Origin of the sequence: Massilia sp. BKSP1R2A-1 (assembly GCF_050586525.1) — a bacterium.
Lineage (GTDB): Bacteria > Pseudomonadota > Gammaproteobacteria > Burkholderiales > Burkholderiaceae_D > Telluria.
The window spans coordinates 87751-111442 of sequence record NZ_JBOBRE010000012.1; the positions used below are offsets into that span (position 1 = coordinate 87751).

Below are 23692 nucleotides of genomic sequence, written 5' to 3' on the forward strand. Positions count from 1 at the left end.
ATGCGCAAGCGCCACGGGGAGCGCCTGCTGTTCGACATCGACCTCTTGTGCATCGAGGCGGCCACCGGTTATGTCCTGACCGGCGTCAACGGCGCCGGCAAGTCGACCTTGCTGCGCATGCTCGCGGGCCTGGAACGTTGCGAGGCCTGCACGGTCGAATTCGACGGACAAAGCATGCCGCTGCACCCGTATCCGGCGGCCCTGCGGCGCGCCATCGTTTTCGTGCACCAGCATCCGATCATGTTCTCGACCAGCGTTTCCCATAACATCGCCTACGGCCTGCTTGCGCGCGGAGAAGGCCGCGCCGCCGTCACGCCCGTGGTCGAGGAGGCGATGCGCTGGGCCGGCGTCGACCACCTGCGCGACACCGATCCGACCCGCCTGTCGGGCGGCGAGAAACAACGCGTGGCGCTGGCCCGGGCGCGCGTGCTGCAACCGCGCCTGCTCCTGCTCGACGAACCGACCGCCAACCTGGACGGCCCGGCCCGTGAGCAGGTGATGTCCCTGATTCCCACCCTGCTCGATGCAGGCGGCAGCGTGGTGATGGCCTGCCACGACCGCGACCTGATCGGGCTTCCCGGCATCCACCGCCTGAAGCTGCGCGATGGGCGCCTCGAATACCGTTGATTGCCAAACCCAGGAGAACAACCATGCAACGCCGACCCTTCATTACCCTGCTGCTCAGCCTTGCCCTGGCAGCCCCGCTGGCGCAGGCACAAGAAACGCTGCGCCTGTCCACCACGACCAGCACCGAGAACTCGGGCCTGCTCAAGTACCTGCTGCCGGCCTTCGAAGCGAAGACCGGCATGAAGGTCAGCGTGATCTCGGTCGGCACCGGCAAGGCGCTCGAGCTGGGCAAGAACGGCGACGTCGACGTCACCCTGGTGCATGCGCGCCAGCTCGAGGACAAGTTCGTGCTTGATGGCTGGGGCGTGGACCGCCGCGACGTGATGTACAACGACTTCATCGTCGTCGGTCCGGCAAACGACCCGGCTGGCATCAAGGGAAACAAGGACGTGATCGCGGCCTTCCGGAAGATCGCTTCGAGCGGCAACAGGTTCATCTCGCGCGGCGACAATTCCGGCACCGACGTGATGGAGAAAGGCTACTGGCAGCAGGCGGGAACCAAGCCGGCCGGCGCCAGCTATGTGTCGGCAGGCCTGGGCATGGGCGAGGTGCTGAACATGGCGGCCGAGATGCGCGCCTACACCCTGACCGACCGCGCCACCTACGGCGCCTACAAGGCCAGGACGGGCCTGGCCATCCTGGTCGAAGGCGACAAACGGATGGTTAACCCCTACGGCATCATTGCGGTCAACCCGGCGAAGCACAAGGGCGTGAACTACAAGGGCGCCAGGCAGCTGATCGACTGGATGACGTCGAGCGAAGGCCAGGCGAAGATCGCTGCCTTCAAGCCGGACGGCGAGCAGCTGTTCTTCCCGTCCGCCGCCAGGTAAGACCCGCCGCGCCGACGAGTAACAGGGAGGCCATGAAGGCCGTGCGCATGCCGGTCGCCGCGAACAGCATGCCCATGGCGGAGGCGCCGCCCAGCAGGCCGAGGTTGCGCGCCAGGGTCAGCAGGCCCGATACCCTCCCACGCTGGCTTGCGTCGCAGGCAGTCATGACGGCGCTGTTGTTCGCGGTCTGGAATATGGCATAGCCACTCGTCAGCAGGACCAAGGGGAGGACGTAGCCTCCCACGCCCAAGGCCGCGGGAAGCAGCGCCAGCAGCGTGCAGCCGGCCGCCGCGCAGGCCAGGCCGATGCGGCCGACGGCAGCGGCGCCGTGGCGCTCCACCATGCGGCCAGCAGGCACACCGGCCAGGGCTGCGGCCAACGGTCCGCAAGCCATGGACAGACCGAGCGCCGCATCGCGCAATCCCAGGGTGCGCGCGAGGTGGAAGGGGCCGATCACCAGGGTGGCCATCACGACCGCCGTCATCAATCCAATCCCGATCAGGGCGCCATAAGGCGTTTGCGTATCCGCTTCGTTGTGCACTACCTGGCTGCGCCCGGCCGGCAGGCCGCGCCATGCACAGGCATAGGCGAGCACGCCGAGCGGCGCGGGCGCCAGGAACAGGGCTGGCCAGCCGAAGCCGGCCAGCAGGGCGCCGCCGATGGCGGGGCCGAGGGTCGTGCCGGCTGCGGAAACAGTGGCCAGCAAGCCGATCGTGCGCCCGCCGGCATCTGCCGCGAAGGGCAGACTCAGGACCAGCATGGCGGCCGCGCCTGCGCCTTGCAAGGCCCGCGCCGCTACCAGCACGGGCAGCGACGAGGCCAATGCGCAGCCCGTTGATGCGATGCTGAACACGGCGATCCCGCCGAGCAGCACGCGGCGCCGGCCGTAGCGGTCACCGAGCCGGCCCGCCACCACCGCCATCGCCGTGCTGGCGACCAGGTATGCCAGCACGATCCACTGGATGCGGGCGTAGGGCGCGGCAAAGTGCGCGGACAGGGCCGGCAGGCCGACGTTGGCGATGCTGGTGCCGAGCGCGCCCAGCAGGGTCGACAGCGACAGGGCGGGGAGCGTGAGGCGTTGGGAAGAAGAGGTGGTGTCCATGCCTCCACCTTATGCCGCCTTGAGGCATGGCGGAAGACGCATGGATTGCAATCAATACCTGCACGAAACGCCATGGTTTAGAATCGGCCCATGGACCACCCCGACCTGAATCTGCTCATCACCCTGGATGCCGTGCTCACCGAGGGCAGCGTCGCCGGCGCCGCGCGGCGCCTGGGCCTGAGCGCCTCGGCCATGAGCCGCGCGCTGGCGCGCCTGCGCGAGACCACGGGCGACCCGCTGCTGGTGCGGGCCGGACGGGGACTGGTGCCGACCCCGCGTGCGCTCGAATTGCGCGAACCCGTGCACCGGCTGGTGGAGGAAGCACATGCCGCCCTGCGTCCCGCGGCGGCGCCGGACCTGTCGACGCTCACCCGCACCTTCACGCTGCGCACGCGCGAGGGCTTCGTCGAGAATGCCGGTGCGGCCCTGCTCGCACGCGTGAACCGGGAAGCGCCCGGCGTCCGCCTGCACTTCATGCCGAAAACGGATCGCGAAACGACGCTGCTGCGCGACGGCACGGTGGACCTCGAGACGGGTGTCGTCGGCAAGGAAGCCAGCCCGGAAGTGCGCACCCGCGCACTGTTTCGCGACCGCTTCGTCGGCGTGGCGCGCGCGGGGCATCCCCTGACGCGCGGGCGCATGACGCTGGCGCGCTACCTGGCGGCTGCTCACGTGCTGATGGCGCGAGAAGGCGGCGGGCAGGCGCCGGTGGACGTGGCCCTGGAGGCACTTGGCGCCGCGCGCAACATCGCCGCCACGACCGGCAGCTTCGCAGCCGCGCTGGCCCTGGCGCGTGCGAGCGACCTGGTCGCCACCGTGCCCGAACGCCAGACCGGCATCCTGCGCGACGGGATGCACAGTTTCGACCTGCCGGTCGAGGTGCCGCAGCTGACGGTATCGCTGTTGTGGCATCCGCGCATGGACGCCGACCCCGCCCACCGCTGGCTGCGCGGCGTGGTGCTTGAAACCTGCGCCTCACCCACAACCCGGGTGTCAGGTCTGACATTTGGACACAAGCTCGGCTGTTAATGCGAAACATAGCTGAGCTCGTGTCTCAATGTCAGACCTGACACCGAGGTTAGAGGTGCACCCCAAGGTGTCAGGTCTGACATTCGGACACAGGCTCGACTGTTACTGCGAAATATAGCTGAGCTCGTGTCTCAATGTCAGACCTGACACCGACGTTACGCAGCTCTTCGGCGAGGGCCAGGCATTCGCCAAGGTGTTGCAGCGTGTGGTAGTGCCGCTGCGGTTCCGACCAGGCCGCGAGCAGGTGCGCGTGCAGGCCACCGGGCGCGGCGACGCCAAGTGCGCGCCACGCGTCGTTCCACCCTGCCTGCGTCCGCGGATCCATCATATGAGCTTCAGGCGCGCGATCTTTCCGAGCGCTTTGCGCAGGCCGCAGCTGGACGCATCCGAGGCCCCGCTCACGTACCCGCGCGCAAAGGAAGCATCGTGCGCATGTCCGCTATTCTCCAGCACCGGCAGCAGCTTGCCGGCGACCGCCAGGTCGTTCAGGTGGCCGAGTCGATCCTGTAGCGCGGACAGCGACTTGACGTAAGCCTTCACTTCCTTCGCCGGCAGCAGGTCGCCGAAGAACCCCGCCGCGTAGCGCGCCTTCTTGGCCGCAATGCGTACGCGGTGGCGGGCCGGCGCGTCCTGCTCGTCGAGAACCTCGATACGCTTGCGCAGGCGCTTCTGGGCCTTGCGAATCAAGGGAACCAGGCCGTCCAGCGCCGGCTGGGCCAGCGGATCTTCTTTCGCCAGACCGGAGGCCGGACGCCACTGGCGGCCGCGCAGCCAGCCGTTCATCTGCAGCATGAGCTGGGTGTAGCGTGGCGAGTGCAGCGTCGGCAGCATTGCCTTGTGCAGGGTGCGCGCACGTTCCTTTGCCGCCGCCTGCAAGGCCTCCGTGTGGATGCCGTGGATCGCCGGCAGCGTGGTCCCGGCGAGCACGTCCCAGTCGCGCGTCGCGCCCAGTTCGCCGGAGAGCCAGTCCAGGCCTTTCCTGAGTTCGGCCGGCAGCGGCGCCAGGTTCCGATACATATCGAGCAGGGCGCGCAGGCGGCGCAGGCCGACCCGCATCTGGTGCAGGCTTTCGACACCCTGCACCAGCACGCCCGGCACGTTGGCTTCGATCTGCGCCATGCAGTTCAGGCCAATCGCCTGCAGCGCGTCTTCCATGCGCATCTTGCGCTTCAGGCGCACCTTCGTCGCCTTGACCGGCGCCGGCGCCTCGTCCTGCAGCAGCGCATAGCCGCGCGCCGCTTTGCTATCGTTCCCCACTTCCAGCGGTATGTCCCGGTGCAGCGCCAGCGCCAGCTCGAACAGGCGGGTCGGATTGCCGCGCTTGAGTTCCAGCTCGAGTTCGCCGACATCCACGCTGCGGCCCCCGGCGTCGATACTGCCGCTGTCGAGGGCGCACTCGACCAGCTGGCCGCCGGGCAGTCCGATGTCCCATGTCGTGCGGTGGGTGGTGCTGGTGAAGACCGGCTGGAGCTGCCCGGTGATCTGCGGCGAACGCAAGATGTCGCTGAGCCGCTGCGGCTTGATCTGGCGGACCAGGTCGGCGGGATCGGGTTGCGGCCCGTCGAGGCGCGATTCCCATTCGCCGCGCTCGTGCAGCGCGGTCGCGCCAGCGCTCGCCGTCTTGACGGTCTGGATCCAGGCATCGCCGTCGCGTCGCACGCGCAGGGAGAGGCCGGCGCGCCATAGGTCGAGCGCCGGGGTGTCGTAATAGGTGTCGGTGAGTTCGTGCTCGCGGCGGTCGGCCTCGGCCAGGTTCGCGAGCAGGGGATGCTCGCGCATGCGCGCCACGTCCGCCGCGGCGATTTTCAGCTTGAGTTCGGTTTCCATGGATGTCCTCGCATCGGTGTCATCGTTCTGTCGAGGCCATCTTACAACGGGCTGTCGGGATTCTTCCGCGCATGTGACATCGGGATGACATGGTCCTGGCTGCTGGGATAGCGCAGTGTTCACCTTGATTGAACGGGCCATTCCGGCCTATCTTGATGACGAGATAGCAGCCCACATCCCCCTGGAGGACGCCATGCTTGCCAATCGACTGTCCGCCTTCCTGTTGGCGCTGTGGGAGGATGCAGGAATTCACGCCCAGCCGGGACATCGGTCCGCCCACCCTCATCAACGACCGCGGCGACGTCGCCGGCAGCGGGTATGACCGCCCCTTCCTGTACAGCCAGGGCAAGCTCGAGCAGTTTGCGACCACGAACAGCCGCGTCAGCGATATCAATGAGTCCGGCGTTGTGGTCGGGGCATTGAACGTTCCCGGCAGTCCCGAGCATCCCTTCATCTACAACGAGGGAAAGCTGATCGACCTCGCCGCTGGTCGGGCCGGCCGGGGCCTGCTGCCATTGCAGCCACCAGAAGCCCAGCACGACGAACAGCAACAGCGCCGCGACGCCGCGCCGGGTTGTCGGAATCGCGTCCTCGGGCTTCCCGGCCTTGCATCCGACGATCATGGCCCCGATGAGATTCTCGCGATGAAGCCAGCTGCTGGCCAGTACCGCCGCCACGTGGAATCCAACGAGGCCGAGCATCAGCGCGGCAAGGATTTCGTGCGCTTCTTCCATGGCATCGCCGCCGATGCCGCGTTCCGTGGCCCAGCCCGAGGCGGCGATCGCGACGGTCAGGAGCAGCATGAGCACGATGGCGATGGCCCCGGCCGGATTGTGGCCGGTGTAATGCTCCGGCTGCCCACGCCAGAGTGCGCGGAAATAGCGCCGGACGCTGCCGACCCCGTGGACGAACTCCGAGAAGCGCGCGTAGCGCGTGCCCACCAGGCCCCAGGCGAGGCGAAAGCCGACCAGTCCCGCCATCGTGTAGCCGAGGGTAATGTGGAGCGGGCGCCAGCCGTCTTGTTCCGCGGTCAGCCAGGCGCCGGCAAATGCGAGTACCATCAGCCAGTGGAACACGCGGACCGGCGCGTCCCACACGAGGATCCTGCGGCGCGGCGTCGCCGTCTCGGTTTGTTGCGGGTGGAAAAGCTGTCTTGCAGTCATGTTGGTCCCCGGTTGGTGTCACATGCAGTGGATCGTCGAACAGGAAGATGAATCCATGATGAAGTTGCAGAACAGCCAGAGCAATCTGCTCCTGATGACGTTCGCCGGCGCGATGCTGGCGGCCGGCGGCGTGCTGTTCCTCATCGGCGACGGCCGCACAGCCGGCTGGGCCTGGGCGGTGGGGGCGGGCGTCGTCCTGGTCGCCGTGCTGGCCGACGCCGCCGTCGCCCTGTGGCGCAGGCAGCTCGGGCTCGACCTGATCGCCGTCGTCGCGATCGCCGGCGCACTGGCGCTGGACGAGAACCTGGCGGCGGCCGTGATCGCCCTGATGTTCGCCAGCGGCCGGGCCCTGGAGGATTACGCGGAAAGGCGCGCGCGCGACGAGATGTCCGCGCTGCTCGCCCGGGCGCCCCGGCACGCCAACCGCTATGAAGATGGGGCCGTGGTCCAGGTGCCGCTGGCGGCGGTGGCGCCGGGCGACCGCTTGCTGGTCCGGCCCGGCGAAACGGTGCCGGTCGACGGTACCCTGTCCGGCCCCGCCATCCTCGACGAGTCGAGCCTGACCGGCGAGTCGCTGCCGGTCGCCCATGGCGCCGGCGCCTCGCTCGGCAGCGGCGTCGTCAACGCAGGAGACGCCTTCGACATGCTGGCCACCAGCACCGCCGAGAACAGCACCTTCAGCGGCATCATCCGCCTGGTCCGGGCGGCGCAGGCATCGAAGGCGCCGGCGGCGCGGCTGGCCGACCGCTATGCGCTGCTGTTCGTTCCGCTGGCCCTGGGAACCGCGGGGCTCGCCTGGCTGCTGACGGAGGATCCGAACCGGGCCCTGGCCGTGGTCGTGGTCGCCACCCCATGCCCGCTGATCCTGGCCGTGCCGGTCGCGATCGTCAGCGCGATGTCACGCTGCGCCCAGCGCGGGGTGCTGGTCAAGCATGGCGCCGCGCTCGAGAAGATGGCCCAGGTCGAGACCATCTTCTTCGACAAGACGGGCACCCTCACCGGCGGCAGGGCGCGGCTGGCGGCGAGCGCGACCGACCCGTCGCTGCGGCCGGAACAGGTGCTCGGCCTGGCCGCCTCGCTGGAGCAGCTGTCGGGCCACGCGATCGCGCAGGCCGTGGTGGAGGCGGCGCACGAACGCGGCCTGCGCCTGGACACCCCGGCCGGCGTCAGCGAAGCGCCGGGCGCCGGATTGAGCGGCCGGGTCGGGGACAGGGACGTGCGTGTCGGCAGCTACGCCTTCGTGGCGGGCGATGCGCCCCGCCCCGCCTGGGCCACCGGCATCCTGGAACGGGCCGGCTACGACGGCTCCGCCGTGGTCTGCGTGGCCGTGGACGGCAGGCTGTGCGGCGTATTGCAGATGGCCGATGCCGCGCGGCTGGATGCGCCCAGGGCGCTGCGGCTGCTCAAGGCCTGTGGCGTGAAGCGGATCGCCATGCTGACCGGAGACCGCGGCGACGTGGCCGAAACGATCGCCAGGTCGCTAGGCATCGACAGCGTCATGCCGGACCAGACGCCGGCGTCGAAGCTGGAGGCCATCGCGGCCGCGCGGGCGGGCGGGGTGACGATGATGGTGGGCGACGGCATCAACGATGCGCCGGCCCTCGCCGCCGCCGACATCGGCGTGGCGATGGGCGCGCGTGGCGCCGCCGCGGCGGCCGAGTCGGCCCAGGTGGTCCTGCTGGTCGACCGGCTGGACCGTCTCGCCTTCGCCGTGCGGATCGCCAGGCGCACGCGCAGGATCGCCCTCCAGAGCGTGGCCGCGGGGATGGGCCTGTCGATCGTGGCCATGATCGTCGCCGCATTCGGCTACCTGCCGCCGGTCGCCGGAGCCGTGCTGCAGGAACTGATCGACGTCGCCGTGATCCTCAATGCGCTGCGCGTGCTGCGGCTGGACGTGGCGCGCTCCGGCCGCACCATGGGGCCGGAGGAGGTCGGGAAGCTCAGGGAGGAACATGCGCGCTTGCTGCCGCTGGTCGACCGCGTCGCCTGGCTGGCGGACAGGACCGACAACATGCCGATGCCGGCATTGGTCGATGAACTCGTCCAGCTCAACGCCGCGCTGCAGGAGCACCTGCTGCCGCACGAGTCGCGCGACGACGCCGCCCTGTATCCCCGACTGGCGCGCATGATGGGAGGGGAGGACCCGATGGCCCCGATGAGCAGCACCCATCGCGAGATCTTCCGGCTCGGCCGCGCCGTCGAGCGCTACGCCATGCTGGGCGCGGCCGACGACGGCGCGTCCCGGATCGAGCTGCGCCGTACCCTGTACGCGCTCGAGTCGATCCTGCGCATGCACTTCGCCCAGGAAGAGGAACTCTACGACGGCCTGTCCGCCTGACGCGTCCCTACATCAGGATCACGTCGTACTGCTCCTGGTGGTAACCCTTCTCCACCTGCAAGGAAATCCGCTTGCCGATGAAGTCCCCCAGCATCGCCAGGTGCTGCGATTCCTCTTCCAGGAACAGGTCGATCACTTCCTGCGAGGCGACGATGCGGAATTCGCGCGGATTGAACTGCTTGGCTTCGCGCAGCAGCTCGCGCAGGATCTCGTAGCAGATCGTGCGCGAGGTCTTCACCTGCCCCTTGCCGCTGCAGGCCGGGCAGGGTTCGCACAGGATGTGGGCCAGCGACTCGCGGGTGCGCTTGCGGGTCATCTCCACCAGGCCCAGGGCCGAGAAGCCGCTCACCGACACCTTGGTGCGGTCGCGCGCCAGGGTCTTCTTGAGTTCCGCGAGCACGGCGTTGCGGTGCTCGTTGTTCTCCATGTCGATGAAGTCGAGGATGATGATGCCGCCCAGGTTGCGCAGGCGCAGCTGGCGCGCGATCGCGTGCGCGGCTTCCAGGTTGGTCTTGAAAATCGTGTCGGCGAAGTTGCGCCCCCCCACGTAGCCGCCGGTATTGACGTCGATGGTCGTCATCGCCTCGGTCTGGTCGACGATCAGGTAGCCGCCGCTTTTCAGGTCCACCCGGCGGCCCAGGGCGCGCAGGATCTCTTCCTCGACGCCGTAGAGGTCGAACAGCGGACGCTCGCCGGTGTAGTGGGTCAGGCGCGCGAGCACGCTCGGGGTGTAGACCTGCGCGAACTCGACCAGCATATTGAAGTTCTCGCGCGAGTCGACCTGGATGGTGGCGGTCTCGTCGTGCACGAAGTCGCGCAGCACGCGCTGGGCCAGGTTCAGGTCCTGGTAGAGCAGGGAAGTGGGCGGGCGGGTGCGCGCGCCCTGGACGATGGCGCCCCAGGTCTTGCGCAGGTAGTCGACGTCGGCCGACAGGTCCGCATCCGATGCTTCCTCGGCCTGGGTGCGCACGATGAAGCCGCCCTTGCTGTCCTTCGGGAGCAGGTTCGCCAGGCGGGTGCGCAGCAGTTCGCGGTCGGCTTCCTTCTCGATCTTCTGCGAGATGCCGATGTGCTGGTCCTGCGGCAGGTAGACCAGCATGCGGCCGGCGATCGAGATCTGGGTCGACAGGCGCGCGCCCTTGGTGCCGATCGGGTCCTTGATGACCTGCACGGTCAGCACCTGGCCGTCGAACAGCAGCTTCTCGATCGGGGTGGGCGGGGTGCTGGCGCCTTCGTGGCTGCGCGCTTCCCAGATGTCGGCGACGTGCAGGAAGGCCGCGCGTTCCAGGCCGATGTCGATGAAGGCCGACTGCATGCCGGGCAGGACGCGTACGACCTTGCCGAGGTAGACATTCCCCGCCAACCCGCGCGTCAGGGTGCGCTCGATGTGCAGCTCCTGGACCGCGCCCTGCAGGATTAGCGCGACGCGCGTTTCCTGCGGGGTGATGTTGATGAGGATGTCTTCGTTCATGGCCGGCCGCGCAGTATTGTTCAGAGCGACATCATACACGGTCGGAATCGGTTTTTCGTAGGGTGGTCGGCTATGCCGACCGCGCGTTCGAATCCCCTATGCAAACCAGTTCGCGTCCATGCCCGGGCTGCTTGAACGCGCGGTCGGGGAACCGTGATCTGGTCCACTGGACCAGATCACCCCTACACGGGATAACCGGCCTTGCGCAGGAGATTGGCGGTCTCGAACAGCGGCAGGCCCATGATGCCCGAATGGCTGCCTTCGATGTGCTCGACGAACAGCGCCGCCAGGCCCTGGATGCCGTAGCCGCCTGCCTTGTCGTAGGGCTCGGTCGTCGCGCAATAGGCCTCGATCTGGGCCGGCGTGAGCTTTGCGAAGCGCACATCGGACACCTGGGTGATCTGCTCGGCCGCGCGCTCGGCGTGGATGGCGACCGAGGTCAGCACCTGGTGGGTGCGGCCCGACAGGCGCTCGAGCATGGCGATCGCCTCCTGCTTGTCGGCCGGCTTGCCGAGGATTTCGCCGTCGATGGTGACGGTGGTGTCGGCGGTCAGGATCGGGCGCAGCGGCTGGCGGCGCTGCTGCAGGATGTTCCAGGCGAAGGCGCCTTTTTCCTTTGCCACCCGGGCGACGTAGACGTGCGGGTCTTCGCCCGGCAGCACGTCTTCGCTCACGTCAGGGGCGCCGCGCGCCGGGTCGCTGCGCAGCATCAGCAGTTCGAAGTCGACGCCGACCTGGCGCAGCAGCTCGCGCCTGCGCGGGCTCTTGGAGGCGAGGTAGATTTTCTTGTCGGTGAGTTTCATTGAGCGCAGGCGCCGGTTCAGACGCGATGGTACGGGTGGTTCTGGGTGATCGACCAGGCACGGTACAACTGTTCCGCAAGCATGACGCGCACGATTCCGTGCGGCAGCGTCATGCTCGAGATGCGGATCATGCCCTCGGCCCTGGCTTTCAGTGCCGGGTCGAGGCCGTCCGCGCCGCCGATCAGGAAGGCGGTGTCGCGCCCGTCCTGCTGCCAGGATTCGAGCATCTGCGACAGCCCGACGCTGGTCAGGTCCTTGCCGCGCTCGTCCAGCGCGATGATGCGCACGCCTTTCGGCAGCACGGCCTCGATGCGCTCGCGCTCGAGCGCCATGGCGGTGGCGGCGGTCTTGCTGCCGGAGCGCTCGACCGGCTTGATTTCCTTGAGCACGATGCGCAGCTCGGGCGGCATGCGCTTGGTGTACTCGCCGAAGCCGGACTCGATCCAGGCCGGCATCTTGTGCCCGACTGCGGCAATGATCAGCTGCATGAAGGGTTTACTCGGCAGCCTTCTTCACGCGGCGGATCACTTTCTTTACCGGCTCGGCGTCCGCAGGCGCCGCTTTCGGAGCGCGCTTCGGCGGCTTGGCCTTGGTCGCCTCGACGGCGGCCACTTCGCTCTTGCTCGGCGCGACCTTCACGGTCTTGCCGGTTGGGACCTTCTTGGCGGCCGGTTTCTTGGCGGCGGTGGTCGCGGTGGCAGACTTCCTGGCCGCCGGCTTGCGCTCCTTGACCGGCTGGGCTTCCGGCTCGTCCTTGTTGGCGGCCAGGTGCTTCGACTTGACCTTCGACTCGGCGGCCTCCGCCGCTTCCGGCGTCGACTTGCGCTTGGCCGCGCCCAGCTTGACCGGCTTGTCGCCCCAGATCTCTTCCAGGCGGTAGTACTGGCGGATGGCCGGCTGCATGATGTGGACGATCATGTCGCCCAGGTCGACCAGCACCCATTCGCCGGTGTCTTCGCCTTCCATGCCGACCACGTCGCCGCCTGCGGCCTTGACCTTGTCGCGCACCGAAGCGGCCAGCGCCTTGGTCTGGCGGTTCGAGGTACCCGAGACGACCGCGATGCGATCGAACAGGCTGGTCAGGTGCGTCGTGTCGAACAGGACGATTTCCTGGCCCTTGACGTCTTCGAGGGCGTCAACGACGAGGGTCTGCAGTTTCTTGATATCCATTAGCTTTTATATAAGTTATGTTGTTGAATATAGTCTAGCACTCCGCGTGGAACGAGCGCGCCAAGGTCCATACCCTGGTCCGCGCAGGTAGCCGGTTCCTTGCCGAGGCTATTTCTAATTTGGGTGGCGGAAATATCTACCGCCAGTGTATGTGCCAAGCATACCTTGCCCTGCGAGCTGGCGCGCACTTCCGCGGGCGCCGCCAGCCGCCCTGCGAGTGCTTGCGCCACCGCGGGCGGCAATTGGTCCTGATCCAGGGCGTAGCCGGGACGCGCCGCCACACCCAGGTTGCACAAGGTGAAGAGGTCCTGCCAGTCGCGCCAGGTGTCGAGCTTCTGCAGCTGGTCGGCTCCCATCAGGAAGACGATCGAGGCTGCATCGCCCAGTTCTTCGCGCAGGCCGCGCAGGGTCTCGACCGTGTAGGTCGGGGTGCCGCGGTCGATTTCCCGGGTATCGATCACGGCTTCGAAAGGCTGGCCCGCGAAGGCCAGTTCCAGCATGCGGATGCGATCGTCATTGCTGGCCTGCAGGCTCGCCTTCTGCCAGGGCAGGGCCGGCAGGATGCGCAGCTCGTCCGGCTGCAGGAGACCGGCAAACAGCGCGGCCAGCGCGACGTGGCCGTGGTGTACCGGGTCGAAGCTCCCACCCAGCAGGGCAATGCAGCGGGTCACGAGGCGAGCCAGTCCCGGTGCGGGAGGAAGTCGGCATACAGCGCCGCTTCAGGGCTGCCCGGTTCCGGGTGCCAGTCGTAGCGCCATTTCACGACCGGCGGCATCGACATCAGGATCGCTTCGGTCCGTCCGCCCGACTGCAGGCCGAACAGGGTGCCGCGGTCCCACACCAGGTTGAACTCGACATAGCGGCCGCGCCGGTAGGCCTGGAAGTCGCGTTCGCGCTCGCCGTAGGGCTGGTCCTTGCGCGCCTTCACGATCGGCAGGTAGGCATCGAGGAAGCCGTTGCCGACCCCCTGCACCAGCGCGAAGGACGCATCGAACCCGAGCTCGTTGAAGTCGTCGAAGAAGATGCCGCCCACGCCGCGCGCTTCCTTGCGGTGCTTCAGGTAGAAGTATTCGTCGCACCACTTCTTGAAGCGCGGGTGCAGGTCGTCTCCGTAGGGCGCCAGGGCGTCGTGGCAGACCCTATGGAAGTGCCGCGCGTCGTCCCGGTTGCCGTAATAGGGCGTCAGGTCCATGCCGCCGCCGAACCACCAGACCGGCTCCTTGCCCTCCGCCGTGGCCTCGAAGAAGCGCACGTTCATGTGCACGGTCGGCGCGTAGGGGTTCCGCGGGTGCAGCACCAGCGACACGCCCATGGCTTCCCAGGCACGGCCCGCCAGTTCCGGGCGCGCGGCCATCGCCGAAGGCGGCAGGCTGGAACCGGTCACGTGCGAGAAGTTCACGCCGCCGCGCTCGAACACATTGCCTTCCTCGATCAGCCGCGAGATACCGCCACCGCCTTCCGGGCGTTCCCAGGTATCGACCAGGAAGGGCTTGCCGTCGACTTCTTCGAGGGCCTGCACGATGCGCGACTGGAGGTCGAGCAGCCAGGCCTTGATGGCGGAAGGGTTGGGAGTGCTCATGCGGATGCTTATTTCAGGCCGCGCCAGCCGATGTCGCGGCGGTACTGCGCGCCGTTGAAGTGGATCTTCTCGACGGTCTCGTAGGCCTGCTTCTGCGCCATCTTGACGCTGTCGCCCAGGCCGACCACGCACAGCACGCGTCCGCCGCTGGTCTGCAGCGAACCGCCCACCTGTTGGGTGCCGGCGTGGAAGGTCACGCATTCCGGGGTCTCGGCCGGGATGCCGTCGATGACGTCGCCCTTGCGCGGGCTGTCCGGGTAGCCGCTTGCCGCCATCACGACACCGACCGCGGTGCGGCGGTCCCATTCCAGCTCGACGGCATCCAGGGTGCCGTTGCAGGCATGTTCCAGCACGGCCAGGTAATCGCTCTTCAGGCGCGTCATGATCGGCTGGGTTTCCGGGTCGCCCATGCGGCAGTTGAATTCCAGCGTGCGCGGATTGCCTTCGCTGTCGATCATCAGGCCGGCGTACAGGAAGCCGGTGAACACGATGCCGTCCTTGGCCATGCCCTGGATGGTCGGGTTGATGATCTCGCGCATCACGCGGGCGTGCATCGACGGGGTCACGATCGGGGCGGGCGAGTAGGCGCCCATGCCGCCGGTGTTCGGGCCTTCGTCGTTGTCCTTCAGGCGCTTGTGGTCCTGGCTGGTCGCCAGCGGCAGCACGTTCTTGCCGTCGCACATGACGATGAAGCTGGCTTCTTCGCCGGCCAGGAACTCCTCGATCACGATGCGCGCGCCGGCGTCGCCAAAGGCGTTATCCGACAGCATGTGGTCGACGGCTGCGTGCGCTTCCTCGAGCGACATGGCCACGACCACGCCCTTGCCGGCAGCCAGGCCGTCGGCCTTGATGACGATCGGCGCGCCGGTAGCAATCACGTAGGCGTGGGCCTGGGCCGCATCCGAGAAGCTCTGGTATTTCGCGGTCGGGATGCCGTGGCGCTGCATGAAGGCCTTGGCGAAGTCCTTCGAGCTTTCCAGCTGCGCCGCTTCTTTCGTCGGCCCGAAGATCTTCAGGCCGCGCGAGCGGAACAGGTTGACGATGCCGGCAGCCAGCGGCGCCTCCGGACCCACCAGGGTCAGGGCGACGTTTTCCGCCACCACGAAGTCGGCCAGGGCCGCCGGATCGGTGATCTCGATGTTCACCAGGCGCGGGTCTAACGCGGTGCCGCCGTTGCCCGGAGCGACGAAGACGGTCTGGACGCGCTCCGATTGGGCGAGTTTCCAGGACAGGGCGTGTTCACGGCCGCCGGAGCCGACTACGAGAATTTTCATACTGGTTTTCCGAATTACTCTTCGATGATGGCGTTGGTGTAGACGTCCTGGACGTCGTCCAGGTTTTCCAGCGCATCGAGGATCTTCTGCATCTTGACGGCGTCTTCGCCGGTGAGCACGGTTTCGTTGTCCGGTTTCATGATGACTTCCGAGACCTCGGCCTTGAAGCCGGCCTTTTCCAGCGCTTCCTTCACGCCGGAATAGGCGAACGGGTCGCACAGCACTTCGAAGCCGCCTTCCTCGTCCTGCACCACGTCGTCGGCGCCGGCTTCCAGCGCCGCTTCCATCAGCTTGTCCTCGTCCACGCCGGGCGCGAACTGGAACTGGCCGACGTGCTTGAACATGAAGGCCACGGAACCCTCGGTGCCCATATTGCCGCCGTATTTGTTGAAGGCGTGGCGCACTTCGGCCACGGTACGCACGCGGTTGTCGGTCAGGCAGTCGACGATGATCGCCGCGCCGCCGATGCCATAGCCTTCGTAGCGGATTTCTTCATAGTTGACGCCTTCGAGTTCGCCGGCGCCGCGCTGGATCGCGCGCGTGACGTTATCCTTCGGCATGTTCGCGTCCGCCGCCTTTTCGACTGCGAGGCGCAGGCGCGGATTCGAATTGACGTCGCTGCCGCCCATGCGCGCAGCCACGGTGATCTCCTTGATCAGGCGCGTCCAGATCTTGCCGCGCTTGGCGTCGGTGGCGGCTTTCTTATGCTTGATATTGGCCCATTTGCTGTGTCCAGCCATGTCGAGAATTCCCCAGTTGGTATGCAAGAGTGGCCGACATTCTAGCATAGGGCCCCCTTGCAAAATCGCCCAGGGAACGGTGTGAGATGTCACGGAAACAACAGTCGCGTCCCCCACGCGACCATCCCCAGGCCGGCCAGGCAGGCCGCCAGTGTGCTGTCCCTCAGTCGCAGTTCGGCCAGCAGCAAAAAGCCCACCGCCGCCACTATGGCCGGATTGCCCGGCCCACCCGCCAGAGGCAGCAGCACGATCAGCCAGTAGCAGCCGAGGACGGTGCGCGCGTGCTCCGCGCCCTGCCACAGGGCGTCGAGCCGGCCCCGCCCCCAGCCGGCCAGCAGGGCGGGGAAGGGCGCGCGGCAGTATTGCAGGCAGGCGTGCTTGGACGAGGTCCACTGCCAGGCGCCGGCGGCCACCAGCACCAGGCCGGTGGCCGCCGGATGGCGCACGGCCAGCGTGGCGTCCAGCATGCCGGCGTCGTGCAGGGTTGAGTACAGCAGGGTGACGATGGCCGCAAAGCCGGTCCAGGCCAGCAGGCAGCCGAGCGCGAACAGCCAGGGTGCCAGGCCGGACCCCAGCAGGCTGCGGCGCCGTGCGATGCGGTCGACCGCGGCCACGGCGCCCACGGCGGCGGGCAGCATCAGCGCCACGTACAGCGCGGTCCACATGGCGAACACCAGCATGAGCTGGCCGGAGCGCAATGGCGCGGGCAGCGGGCCATGCAGGACAGGGCCGGACAGCTTTGCCGGCACCGGCTCCGGCTGGGCGCCCTGGAAGGCGAGCCAGGCCCAGCAGATGCAAGTCAGCAGCACGAGCCAGGCCAGCGCCATCGCAAGGGGAGGGCCAGCGCGCTCCTCCAGCACGGATGCATTCATCTCATATCTCCCTTGAATAGCTGACCTGCGCTGTTCGACAACGCGTCGTCGGCGCCGTTCTCCCTTCCCCTCCAGCCCGTCGTCGGCAAGCGCCGCCATTTCCTCCTACAATCGTCGGATGACCGATGCTGCTTCCGCCAATTCCGCTGCGCCTTTACCACGCGCCACCGTCCTCGCCGGCCTGTCGATCGCCATCGCCGGCGCGGTCCTCTTTTCCACCAAGGCGATCGTGGCCAAACTGCTGTATCGCTACCACATCGATGCAGTGACTTTGATCGCGTTCAGAATGCTGTTCTCGCTTCCGGTGTTTATCGCCGTGGCGGTGTGGAAGATGCGTGTCGGACCGCCGCTCAGTTCGCAGGACCGCTGGCGCATCACCGGCCTCGGCCTGGTCGGCTACTACCTGTCGAGCTACCTCGACTTCCTCGGCCTGCAGCACATCTCGGTCGGCCTCGAGCGCCTGATCCTGTTCCTCACCCCGACTTTCGTCCTGCTCATCAACGTAATGGTGTTCAAGCGCCGCGTGCGTCCCGCCGAGTGGGCCGCGCTGGCGCTGGCCTATTGCGGCATCGTGCTGGTCTTCGTGCACGACCTGGCCGGCGGCGCGGGCAGCACCGTGCTCGGCTCCCTGTTCGTGCTGGGATCGGCATTGAGCTATGCCTTCTACCTGCTCGGCACCGGCGAGATGGTGCGCCGCATCGGCTCGCTGCGCCTGGTGGCCTACGCCATGTGCGTGTCGAGCGTGGCCTGCCTGCTGCAGTTCTTCCTGCTGCGCCCGGCCAGCATGCTGGTGCAGCCGGCCGAGGTTTACTGGCTCTCGCTGGTGAATGCGGTATTCTGTACGGTCTTCCCCGTGTTCATGACCATGGCCGCGGTGCAGCGCATCGGCGCCGCCACCGCCTCGCAGGCCGGCATGATCGGGCCGGTGTCCACGCTCTTCCTCGGCGCGCTGATCCTCGGCGAGCCGATAACAGGCGTGCAGCTGGCCGGCACGGGGCTCGTGCTGATTGGGATTTACTTGCTCTCGCTGAAAAAATGACGACTACCAAACCCCGGATTGCGCTGATCGCGCACGACAAGAAGAAGGACGACATGATCTCGCTCGCGGGCGAGTACCTCGACTTCCTGAAAGAGTGCACCCTGTCCGCCACCGGCACCACCGGCGGACGCCTGGCCAACGAGCTCGGACTCACGGTCGAGCGCAAGCATTCCGGACCGGTCGGCGGCGACCTGCAGATCGGCGCCCAGCTGGTCGAGGGCGAGATCGATTGCGTGATTTTTCTCCGCGACCCGATGACGCCGCAGCCCCACGAACCCGACATCAACGCCCTGGTGCGCGCCTGCGACGTGCACAACATCGCCTGCGCCACCAATGTCTCGACCGCGCGCCTGGTGCTGTCGCAGCTGATCGCGGCGCGCGAAGCTGCTTGAAGGAGAAATCCACCATGGTGAAAGCCATCCGCATCGCCGCCACCGGCGGCCCCGAAGTGCTGGAGTACGTGGACGTCGAGGTCGGTGAGCCCGGCCCGGGCGAAGCGCGCGTGCGCCACCACGCGATCGGGCTGAACTACATCGACACCTATTACCGCAGCGGCCTGTACAAGATGGCGCTGCCCGCCGTCCTCGGCCAGGAAGGCGCGGGCGTGGTGGAAGCGGTGGGCGAGGGCGTTACGCACCTGGCGCCGGGCGACCGCGTCGTGTATGCGGGCGGCGCGGGCGGCGCCTACAGCGAAGCGCGCGTGATGCCTGCGCATCTGCTGGTGCGCCTGCCGGAATCGATCTCCTTCGAGCAGGGCGCCGCCATGATGCTGCAGGGACTGACGGTGCAGTACCTGTTCCGCCAGACCTGTGAACTCAAAGCCGGCCAGACCATCCTGTTCCACGCCGCGGCCGGCGGCGTCGGCCTGATCGCCTGCCAGTGGGCGAAGGCGCTGGGCGTAAACCTGATCGGCACCGTCGGTTCCGAGGAAAAGGCGGAACTGGCAAGAAGCCACGGTGCGGCCCATGTCATCAACTACAACACCGAAGACGTGGTCGCGCGCGTGCTGGAGATCACCGGCGGGGCCAAGGTGCCGGTGGTGTACGACTCGGTCGGCAAGGACACCTTCATCCGCTCCCTCGACTGCCTGCAGCCGCGCGGCCTGATGGTCAGCTTCGGCAACGCCTCCGGCGCCGTGCCGCCGTTCGCGCTGAGCGAACTGGCCTCGCGCGGGTCCCTGTATATCACCCGTCCGATCCTGTTCGCCTACGCCTCGGATCGCGAGAAGCTGGAAGCGATGGCGTCCGACCTGTTCGGGATGGTCGAGAGCGGCAAGATCCAGATCGAGGTCAAGCAGCGCTTCGCCCTGCGTGACGCCGCCGAGGCGCACCGCGCGCTGGAAGGGCGCCGTACCACCGGTTCGACGGTGCTGCTGCCATGAGGGACACGAACGAAGAAAACGGCGGCGCCTCCGCGAACGACGGCGCACCGAAGTTCGGCCGGCTGCTGATCGTGCTGGCCTTCGCGCTGATCCTGATCGTGGCGATTACCTTCGGGTCGGAAGCCTACTTCAGCTAAGTTCAGCAGGATGCCTCTCCCGGCAGGAGCCGCTTTGCAACTGTCCGCCGTTTGCGATGTGCTGCGGTCACGGCTGGCCGATCGGCTGCTGGCGGTGCATCTATACGGATCAGCCGTCGACGGCGGCCTGAAGCCATCCAGCGACCTCGATCTGATGGTGGCGGTTGCGCAGCCGCTGGCGGAACAGACGCGCAATGCACTCATGCACGAGCTTCTCCATCATTCAGCCCCGCCAGGCAGCTCCACGCTGCTGAGGGCATTGGAGGTCACGGTGGTCGCCATCGGCGAGGTCGTGCCATGGCGCTATCCGCCGCGACGTGAGATGCAGTTCGGAGAGTGGCTCCGTGAGGACATTGTCGGTGGCCGGATCGGGCCCGAGATGCTCGATTTCGACTTGGCGATTCTGCTCACGAAGGTCCGCAATCACAGCACGGCGCTGGTCGGGCCTTCGGCTGCAGGGTTATTCGCGCCAATTCCACCCAGCGCCGGGTTCGCCGATCAGTACATCGAAAACTGACAACCACAACCCCGGTGTCAGGTCTGACATTCGGACACGGGCTCTGCTTTAATCCCATGCCATTGCTGGGCTCGTGTCTCAATGTCAGACCTGACCCCAACCGTGACCTCAACCGTGACTTCGACGGCCCAATAAAAAACGGGGCCGAAGCCCCGTTCTCATCTGCAGCGAGCAAGCATTCAGCCTTCCTTCTGCTCCAGCACGACCTGGCGCGCCACGCCCGACGGGCCAGGGAAGCCCTGGAAGGCGCTCTGCACCAGTGCCGGCATCAGGGCCGGCGTCGACATCTGGCGGCTGGTATTGTGCACGGTGACGTCGAACAGGCGCTTGCCGTCGCGGGCCTGCTTGATGCCGACCTGCAGTTCGCGGCGATAGTAGTGCTCGATCGAGACCTGGTAGCCCTGGTTCCAGAAGGGATCGTAGAAGGGGCTGTAGAAGCCTCCGCCCACGTAGCGGCGGTAGATGGCGCCGTTGCGGCCGCGGAAGTAGGCGAAGCGCGGCGCGAACATCGGCTGGTAGAACGGCGACATCACCGGTTCCACCACGCGCACCGGCATGTCGGTAGTCGTGAAGCGCATCGAGACGGTCAGTGCAGGCGTGGCGCCGTTGGCGTCGCGGAAGCCCAGGGCTGCCAGCTGGCCGCGCACCAGGTCCTGGTAGGCACGCCATTCCAGGGTGTCATCCTGGGGAGCAGGAACTTCGAACACATAGCTCTTGTCCTCGATCTGCGCGGGCCATTGGTGGAAGGTGGTCACGTCGCTGCGGATCGTGGTGGCGCAGCCCGTCAGCAGCAGCGTAAAGACTGCTCCGGCGGCGATCATCAGGCGTTTCATTGCTATCTCCATTGTCTGTGCGGACTTTTCCGATCGTCTATATTAGGTTCTGTTCAGCATTCTCGCAGAATAATTTACACCTGGTTACGCCTCGCACACTCCGATACAGTCCGAAACGGAGCAAGCGCCGGAAAATCTTGTTGGTAGAATAAGCGTCTTCAACAGACCTTAACCTGCCTTCGCGGATTTTCCTATGCGCACCGATACGCCCCAGACGATCTACCGCAGTGACTACACCCCGCCGAGCTACCTGGTGGACACCGTCGAACTCGGCTTCGACCTCGACCCCGCCCGCACGGTGGTCGCCAACCGCATGACGATTCGCCGCAATCCCGACAGCGCCCAGCGCGAGATCGAGCTCTACGGCGAAGACATCGAGCTGGTGGCGCTGCGCCTGAACGGCCGCGCATTGCAGGAGCGCGACTATGCGATCAACGGCAGCATGCTGACGATCCCGAACGCGCCCGAGGAAGCCGTGCTGGAGATCGAGACCGTCTGCGTCCCCGAGCAGAACACCACCTTGAGCGGCCTGTACACCTCGAACGGCAACTTCTTTACCCAGTGCGAAGCCGAGGGCTTCCGCCGCATCACCTATTTCCCGGACCGCCCGGACGTGATGGCCGTCTACACGGTCATGCTGCGCGCCGACAAGGAACGCTATCCGGTGCTGCTGGGTAACGGCAACCTGGTCGAGGAGGGCGACCTGGGCGACGGCCGCCACTACGCCAAGTGGGAAGACCCGTTCAAGAAACCTTCGTACCTGTTCGCCCTGGTCGCCGCGCGCCTGGTGTGCCAGGAAGAGACCTTCCGCCTGGCCGACGGCCGCGACGCGCTGCTGCAGGTCTGGGTGGAAGAGGGCAACCTCGACAAGACCGACTACGCCATGCAGTCGCTCAAGCACAGCATCCGCTGGGACGAGGAGCGCTACGGACTCGAGCTCGACCTGGACCGCTTCATGATCGTCGCCACCAGCGACTTCAATATGGGTGCGATGGAAAACAAGGGCCTGAACATCTTCAACACGAAGTTCGTGCTGGCCAATCCGCGCGTGGCGACCGACATCGACTTCCAGGGCATCGAAGCCGTGGTGGCGCACGAGTACTTCCATAACTGGACCGGCAACCGCGTCACCTGCCGCGACTGGTTCCAGCTCTCGCTGAAGGAAGGCCTGACGGTGTTCCGCGACCAGGAATTCACCGCCGACATGATCGGCACCGCTACCGGCCGCGCCGTCACCCGCATCGACCAGGTGCGCACCCTGCGCCAGGCCCAGTTCCCCGAGGACGCCGGCCCGATGGCCCACCCGGTGCGTCCCGACTCCTTTGTGGAGATCAACAACTTCTACACCGTCACGGTGTACGAGAAGGGCGCCGAAGTCGTGCGCATGTACCAGACCCTGCTGGGCGTCGAGGGCTTCCGCAAGGGCATGGACCTGTACTTCCAGCGCCATGACGGCCAGGCCGTCACCTGCGACGATTTCCGCCGCGCGATGGCCGACGCCAACGAGCGCGACCTGACGCAGTTCGAGCGCTGGTACGACCAGGCCGGCACCCCGGTGCTGCGCTTCGAGGCGCGCTACGACGAAGGCGCCCAGACCTATGGCATCACCCTGTACCAGTCCTGCCCGCCGACGCCCGGCCAGCCGGAAAAGCGTCCCTTCCACATCCCGGTGGCGGTCGGCCTGCTCGACCGCGAGGGCCGCGACATGCCCCTGACCCTGGACGGCAAGGATGTCGGCACCACCGTCGTGCTGGAACTGACCGAAGCGGAGCAGACCTTCGTCTTCACCGGCGTGAAGGATCAGCCGGTGCCCTCGGTACTGCGCGACTTCTCGGCGCCCGTGATCCTCCAGCACGGCTACAGCGACAGCGACCTGCTGCACCTGTTCAGCCATGACAGCGACCCGGTCAACCGCTGGGAAGCCGGACAGCGCCTCGCCATGGGCCGCCTGCTCAAGCTCACCGGCGAAGCCCCCGTGTCCACCCGCCTGAGCCTGGACGACACCTTCATCGAGGCGATGCGCAAGATGCTGACGGACGAGTCGCTCGACCCGGCCTTCCGCGAACAGGCCCTGCTGCTGCCGACCGAAACCATGATCGCCGAGCAGCTCGACGTGGTCGACCCGCTGGCCGTGCACATGGCGCGCCAGTTCATGCGCGCCAACATCGGCGCACGCCTGCGCGGCGAGCTGCTCGCCCAGTACGAAGTCAACCAGACGCCGGGCGCCTACAGCCCGGACGCCCTGTCCGCGGGCAAGCGCGCCCTGAAGAACCTGGCGCTGTCCTACCTGAACGCGGCGCCGGACGAGGAAACCATCGGCCTGGCCCTGCGCCAGTGCCAGCAGGCCGACAACATGACGGACCGTGCGGCCGCCCTGAACGCCCTGATCCACGCGCGCGCGCCGCAAGCAGAGGCAGAACTGGCCCGCTTCTACGAGGAGTTCAAGGACGAGGCGCTGGTCGTGGACAAGTGGTTCGCGATGCAGGCTTCGGCGCCGACCACCGACATCGCCAAGGTGCGCGAACTGATGCGCCACCCGGCCTTCAACCTGCGCAACCCGAACCGCGCGCGCAGCCTGGTCGCGACCTATTGCATGAACAATCCGGTCGAGTTCCACGCGCCGAACGGCAGCGGCTACCTGTTCTGGTCCGAGCACGTGACCCTGCTCGACGCGATCAACCCGCAGGTCGCCGCGCGCCTGGCCCGCGCCATGGACCGCTGGCGCCGCTACACCCCGGCCCTGCAGCAGCACATGAAGACCGCGCTGCAGCAGGTGGCGGGGCAGCAGCGCCTGTCCAACGACGTGCGCGAGATCGTCACCAAGGCACTCGCCAATTAACGTAGGGTGGACGGCTTTGCCGTCCGCGCGTTCAACTCCCGCATGCACGGATGCGACGCGTGCTGCTCAGGCACGGTTTGAACGCGTGGGCGGACAAGCCGCCCACCCTACATAACAACGA

22 protein-coding genes and 2 pseudogenes are annotated in these 23692 nt (G+C 67.1%); 10 read left to right on the forward strand and 14 right to left on the reverse strand.

The annotated features are described in order from the left end of the window. Together ACQ7JA_RS18225 and ACQ7JA_RS18230 are read left to right on the forward strand one after the other, a co-directional pair. Positions 1-627, forward strand: a complete 627-nt coding sequence (locus tag ACQ7JA_RS18225; RefSeq protein WP_430900437.1) for an energy-coupling factor ABC transporter ATP-binding protein — start codon at positions 1-3, stop codon at positions 625-627. A gap of 23 nt (positions 628-650) precedes the next feature. Continuing rightward, positions 651-1457, forward strand: a complete 807-nt coding sequence (locus ACQ7JA_RS18230) for an extracellular solute-binding protein (RefSeq protein ID WP_430900274.1) — start codon at positions 651-653, stop codon at positions 1455-1457. On the opposite strand, the gene ACQ7JA_RS18235 is transcribed toward ACQ7JA_RS18230, so the two are convergent. Continuing rightward, positions 1411-2559, reverse strand: coding sequence for an MFS transporter (locus tag ACQ7JA_RS18235; protein WP_430900276.1), 1149 nt, complete (start codon positions 2557-2559; stop codon positions 1411-1413). The genes ACQ7JA_RS18230 and ACQ7JA_RS18235 overlap by 47 nt on opposite strands. Positions 2560-2649: 90 nt before the next feature. On the opposite strand from ACQ7JA_RS18235, the gene ACQ7JA_RS18240 reads away from it, so the two are divergent. Next, entirely contained in the window at positions 2650-3588 is a 939-nt protein-coding gene (locus tag ACQ7JA_RS18240) for a LysR family transcriptional regulator (protein WP_430900278.1), read from the forward strand. 166 nt (positions 3589-3754) lie between these two features. Here the strand turns inward: ACQ7JA_RS18240 and ACQ7JA_RS18245 are convergent. From ACQ7JA_RS18245 to ACQ7JA_RS18255, 3 genes and pseudogenes are all read right to left on the reverse strand, one after another. Next, positions 3755-3916: pseudogene (locus tag ACQ7JA_RS18245) on the reverse strand (N-methyl-D-aspartate receptor NMDAR2C subunit); the annotation flags it as partial. Further along, positions 3913-5415, reverse strand: coding sequence for a CHAD domain-containing protein (locus tag ACQ7JA_RS18250; RefSeq protein ID WP_430900280.1), 1503 nt, complete (start codon positions 5413-5415; stop codon positions 3913-3915). The gene ACQ7JA_RS18250 and the pseudogene ACQ7JA_RS18245, both read right to left, overlap by 4 nt. 119 nt (positions 5416-5534) lie before the next feature. After that, entirely contained in the window at positions 5535-6578 is a 1044-nt protein-coding gene (locus ACQ7JA_RS18255) for a cytochrome b/b6 domain-containing protein (RefSeq protein ID WP_430900282.1), read from the reverse strand. A gap of 55 nt (positions 6579-6633) precedes the next feature. Between ACQ7JA_RS18255 and ACQ7JA_RS18260 the strand changes: the two genes are divergently transcribed. Next, positions 6634-8916: a heavy metal translocating P-type ATPase gene (locus ACQ7JA_RS18260; protein ID WP_430900284.1), complete on the forward strand. Its 2283-nt coding sequence runs from the start codon at positions 6634-6636 to the stop codon at positions 8914-8916. Between the two features lie 7 nt (positions 8917-8923). Here ACQ7JA_RS18260 and rng read toward each other — a convergent pair whose 3' ends face one another. From rng to ACQ7JA_RS18305, 9 genes are all read right to left on the reverse strand, one after another. Beyond that, entirely contained in the window at positions 8924-10387 is a 1464-nt protein-coding gene (rng, locus tag ACQ7JA_RS18265; protein WP_430900286.1) for a ribonuclease G, read from the reverse strand. Positions 10388-10569: 182 nt separating this feature from the next. Continuing rightward, positions 10570-11190, reverse strand: a complete 621-nt coding sequence (locus ACQ7JA_RS18270; RefSeq protein WP_430900288.1) for a Maf family protein — start codon at positions 11188-11190, stop codon at positions 10570-10572. Positions 11191-11207: 17 nt separating this feature from the next. Then, the gene (gene rlmH, locus ACQ7JA_RS18275; protein WP_258828278.1) at positions 11208-11678 is read right to left on the reverse strand and encodes a 23S rRNA (pseudouridine(1915)-N(3))-methyltransferase RlmH; all 471 of its coding nucleotides are present in this window, start codon (positions 11676-11678) and stop codon (positions 11208-11210) included. Between the two features lie 7 nt (positions 11679-11685). Next, the gene (gene rsfS / locus ACQ7JA_RS18280; RefSeq protein ID WP_430900290.1) at positions 11686-12360 is read right to left on the reverse strand and encodes a ribosome silencing factor; all 675 of its coding nucleotides are present in this window, start codon (positions 12358-12360) and stop codon (positions 11686-11688) included. After that, positions 12360-13031: a nicotinate (nicotinamide) nucleotide adenylyltransferase gene (nadD, locus tag ACQ7JA_RS18285; protein ID WP_430900292.1), complete on the reverse strand. Its 672-nt coding sequence runs from the start codon at positions 13029-13031 to the stop codon at positions 12360-12362. Before nadD ends, rsfS begins: the two co-directional genes overlap by 1 nt. Then, complete coding sequence (hemF, locus tag ACQ7JA_RS18290; protein ID WP_430900294.1) at positions 13028-13939, reverse strand: oxygen-dependent coproporphyrinogen oxidase; 912 nt, start codon at positions 13937-13939, stop codon at positions 13028-13030. Before hemF ends, nadD begins: the two co-directional genes overlap by 4 nt. An 8-nt stretch (positions 13940-13947) precedes the next feature. Continuing rightward, on the reverse strand, positions 13948-15213 hold the full coding sequence (gene purD, locus ACQ7JA_RS18295) for a phosphoribosylamine--glycine ligase (protein ID WP_430900296.1): 1266 nt from the start codon (positions 15211-15213) through the stop codon (positions 13948-13950). Positions 15214-15227: 14 nt separating this feature from the next. Continuing rightward, positions 15228-15953 (reverse strand): YebC/PmpR family DNA-binding transcriptional regulator, encoded by a 726-nt coding sequence (locus ACQ7JA_RS18300; protein WP_430900298.1) that lies wholly within the window; start codon positions 15951-15953, stop codon positions 15228-15230. An 89-nt stretch (positions 15954-16042) separates the two neighbouring features. Further along, entirely contained in the window at positions 16043-16825 is a 783-nt protein-coding gene (locus tag ACQ7JA_RS18305) for a DUF2182 domain-containing protein (protein WP_430900300.1), read from the reverse strand. A gap of 118 nt (positions 16826-16943) precedes the next feature. Here ACQ7JA_RS18305 and ACQ7JA_RS18310 point away from each other — a divergent pair, with 118 nt between their 5' ends. From ACQ7JA_RS18310 to ACQ7JA_RS18330, 5 genes and pseudogenes are all read left to right on the forward strand, one after another. Continuing rightward, the gene (locus ACQ7JA_RS18310) at positions 16944-17864 is read left to right on the forward strand and encodes a DMT family transporter (RefSeq protein ID WP_258828271.1); all 921 of its coding nucleotides are present in this window, start codon (positions 16944-16946) and stop codon (positions 17862-17864) included. Continuing rightward, complete coding sequence (locus ACQ7JA_RS18315) at positions 17861-18256, forward strand: methylglyoxal synthase (protein WP_430900302.1); 396 nt, start codon at positions 17861-17863, stop codon at positions 18254-18256. Before ACQ7JA_RS18310 ends, ACQ7JA_RS18315 begins: the two co-directional genes overlap by 4 nt. Before the next feature lie 14 nt (positions 18257-18270). Beyond that, on the forward strand, positions 18271-19245 hold the full coding sequence (locus ACQ7JA_RS18320; protein WP_430900304.1) for a quinone oxidoreductase family protein: 975 nt from the start codon (positions 18271-18273) through the stop codon (positions 19243-19245). Then, positions 19242-19382: a hypothetical protein gene (locus tag ACQ7JA_RS18325; protein WP_430900306.1), complete on the forward strand. Its 141-nt coding sequence runs from the start codon at positions 19242-19244 to the stop codon at positions 19380-19382. Before ACQ7JA_RS18320 ends, ACQ7JA_RS18325 begins: the two co-directional genes overlap by 4 nt. Before the next feature lie 10 nt (positions 19383-19392). Continuing rightward, positions 19393-19860, forward strand: a pseudogene (locus ACQ7JA_RS18330) (aminoglycoside adenylyltransferase family protein); the annotation flags it as partial. A 218-nt stretch (positions 19861-20078) separates the two neighbouring features. On the opposite strand, the gene ACQ7JA_RS18335 reads toward ACQ7JA_RS18330, so the two are convergent. Further along, a complete protein-coding gene (locus ACQ7JA_RS18335; protein WP_430900308.1) occupies positions 20079-20732 on the reverse strand; it encodes a DUF4136 domain-containing protein in 654 nt (217 codons plus the stop codon). Between the two features lie 193 nt (positions 20733-20925). On the opposite strand from ACQ7JA_RS18335, the gene pepN reads away from it, so the two are divergent. Then, positions 20926-23571 (forward strand): aminopeptidase N, encoded by a 2646-nt coding sequence (pepN, locus tag ACQ7JA_RS18340; RefSeq protein WP_430900310.1) that lies wholly within the window; start codon positions 20926-20928, stop codon positions 23569-23571. Positions 23572-23692 lie beyond the last annotated feature (121 nt).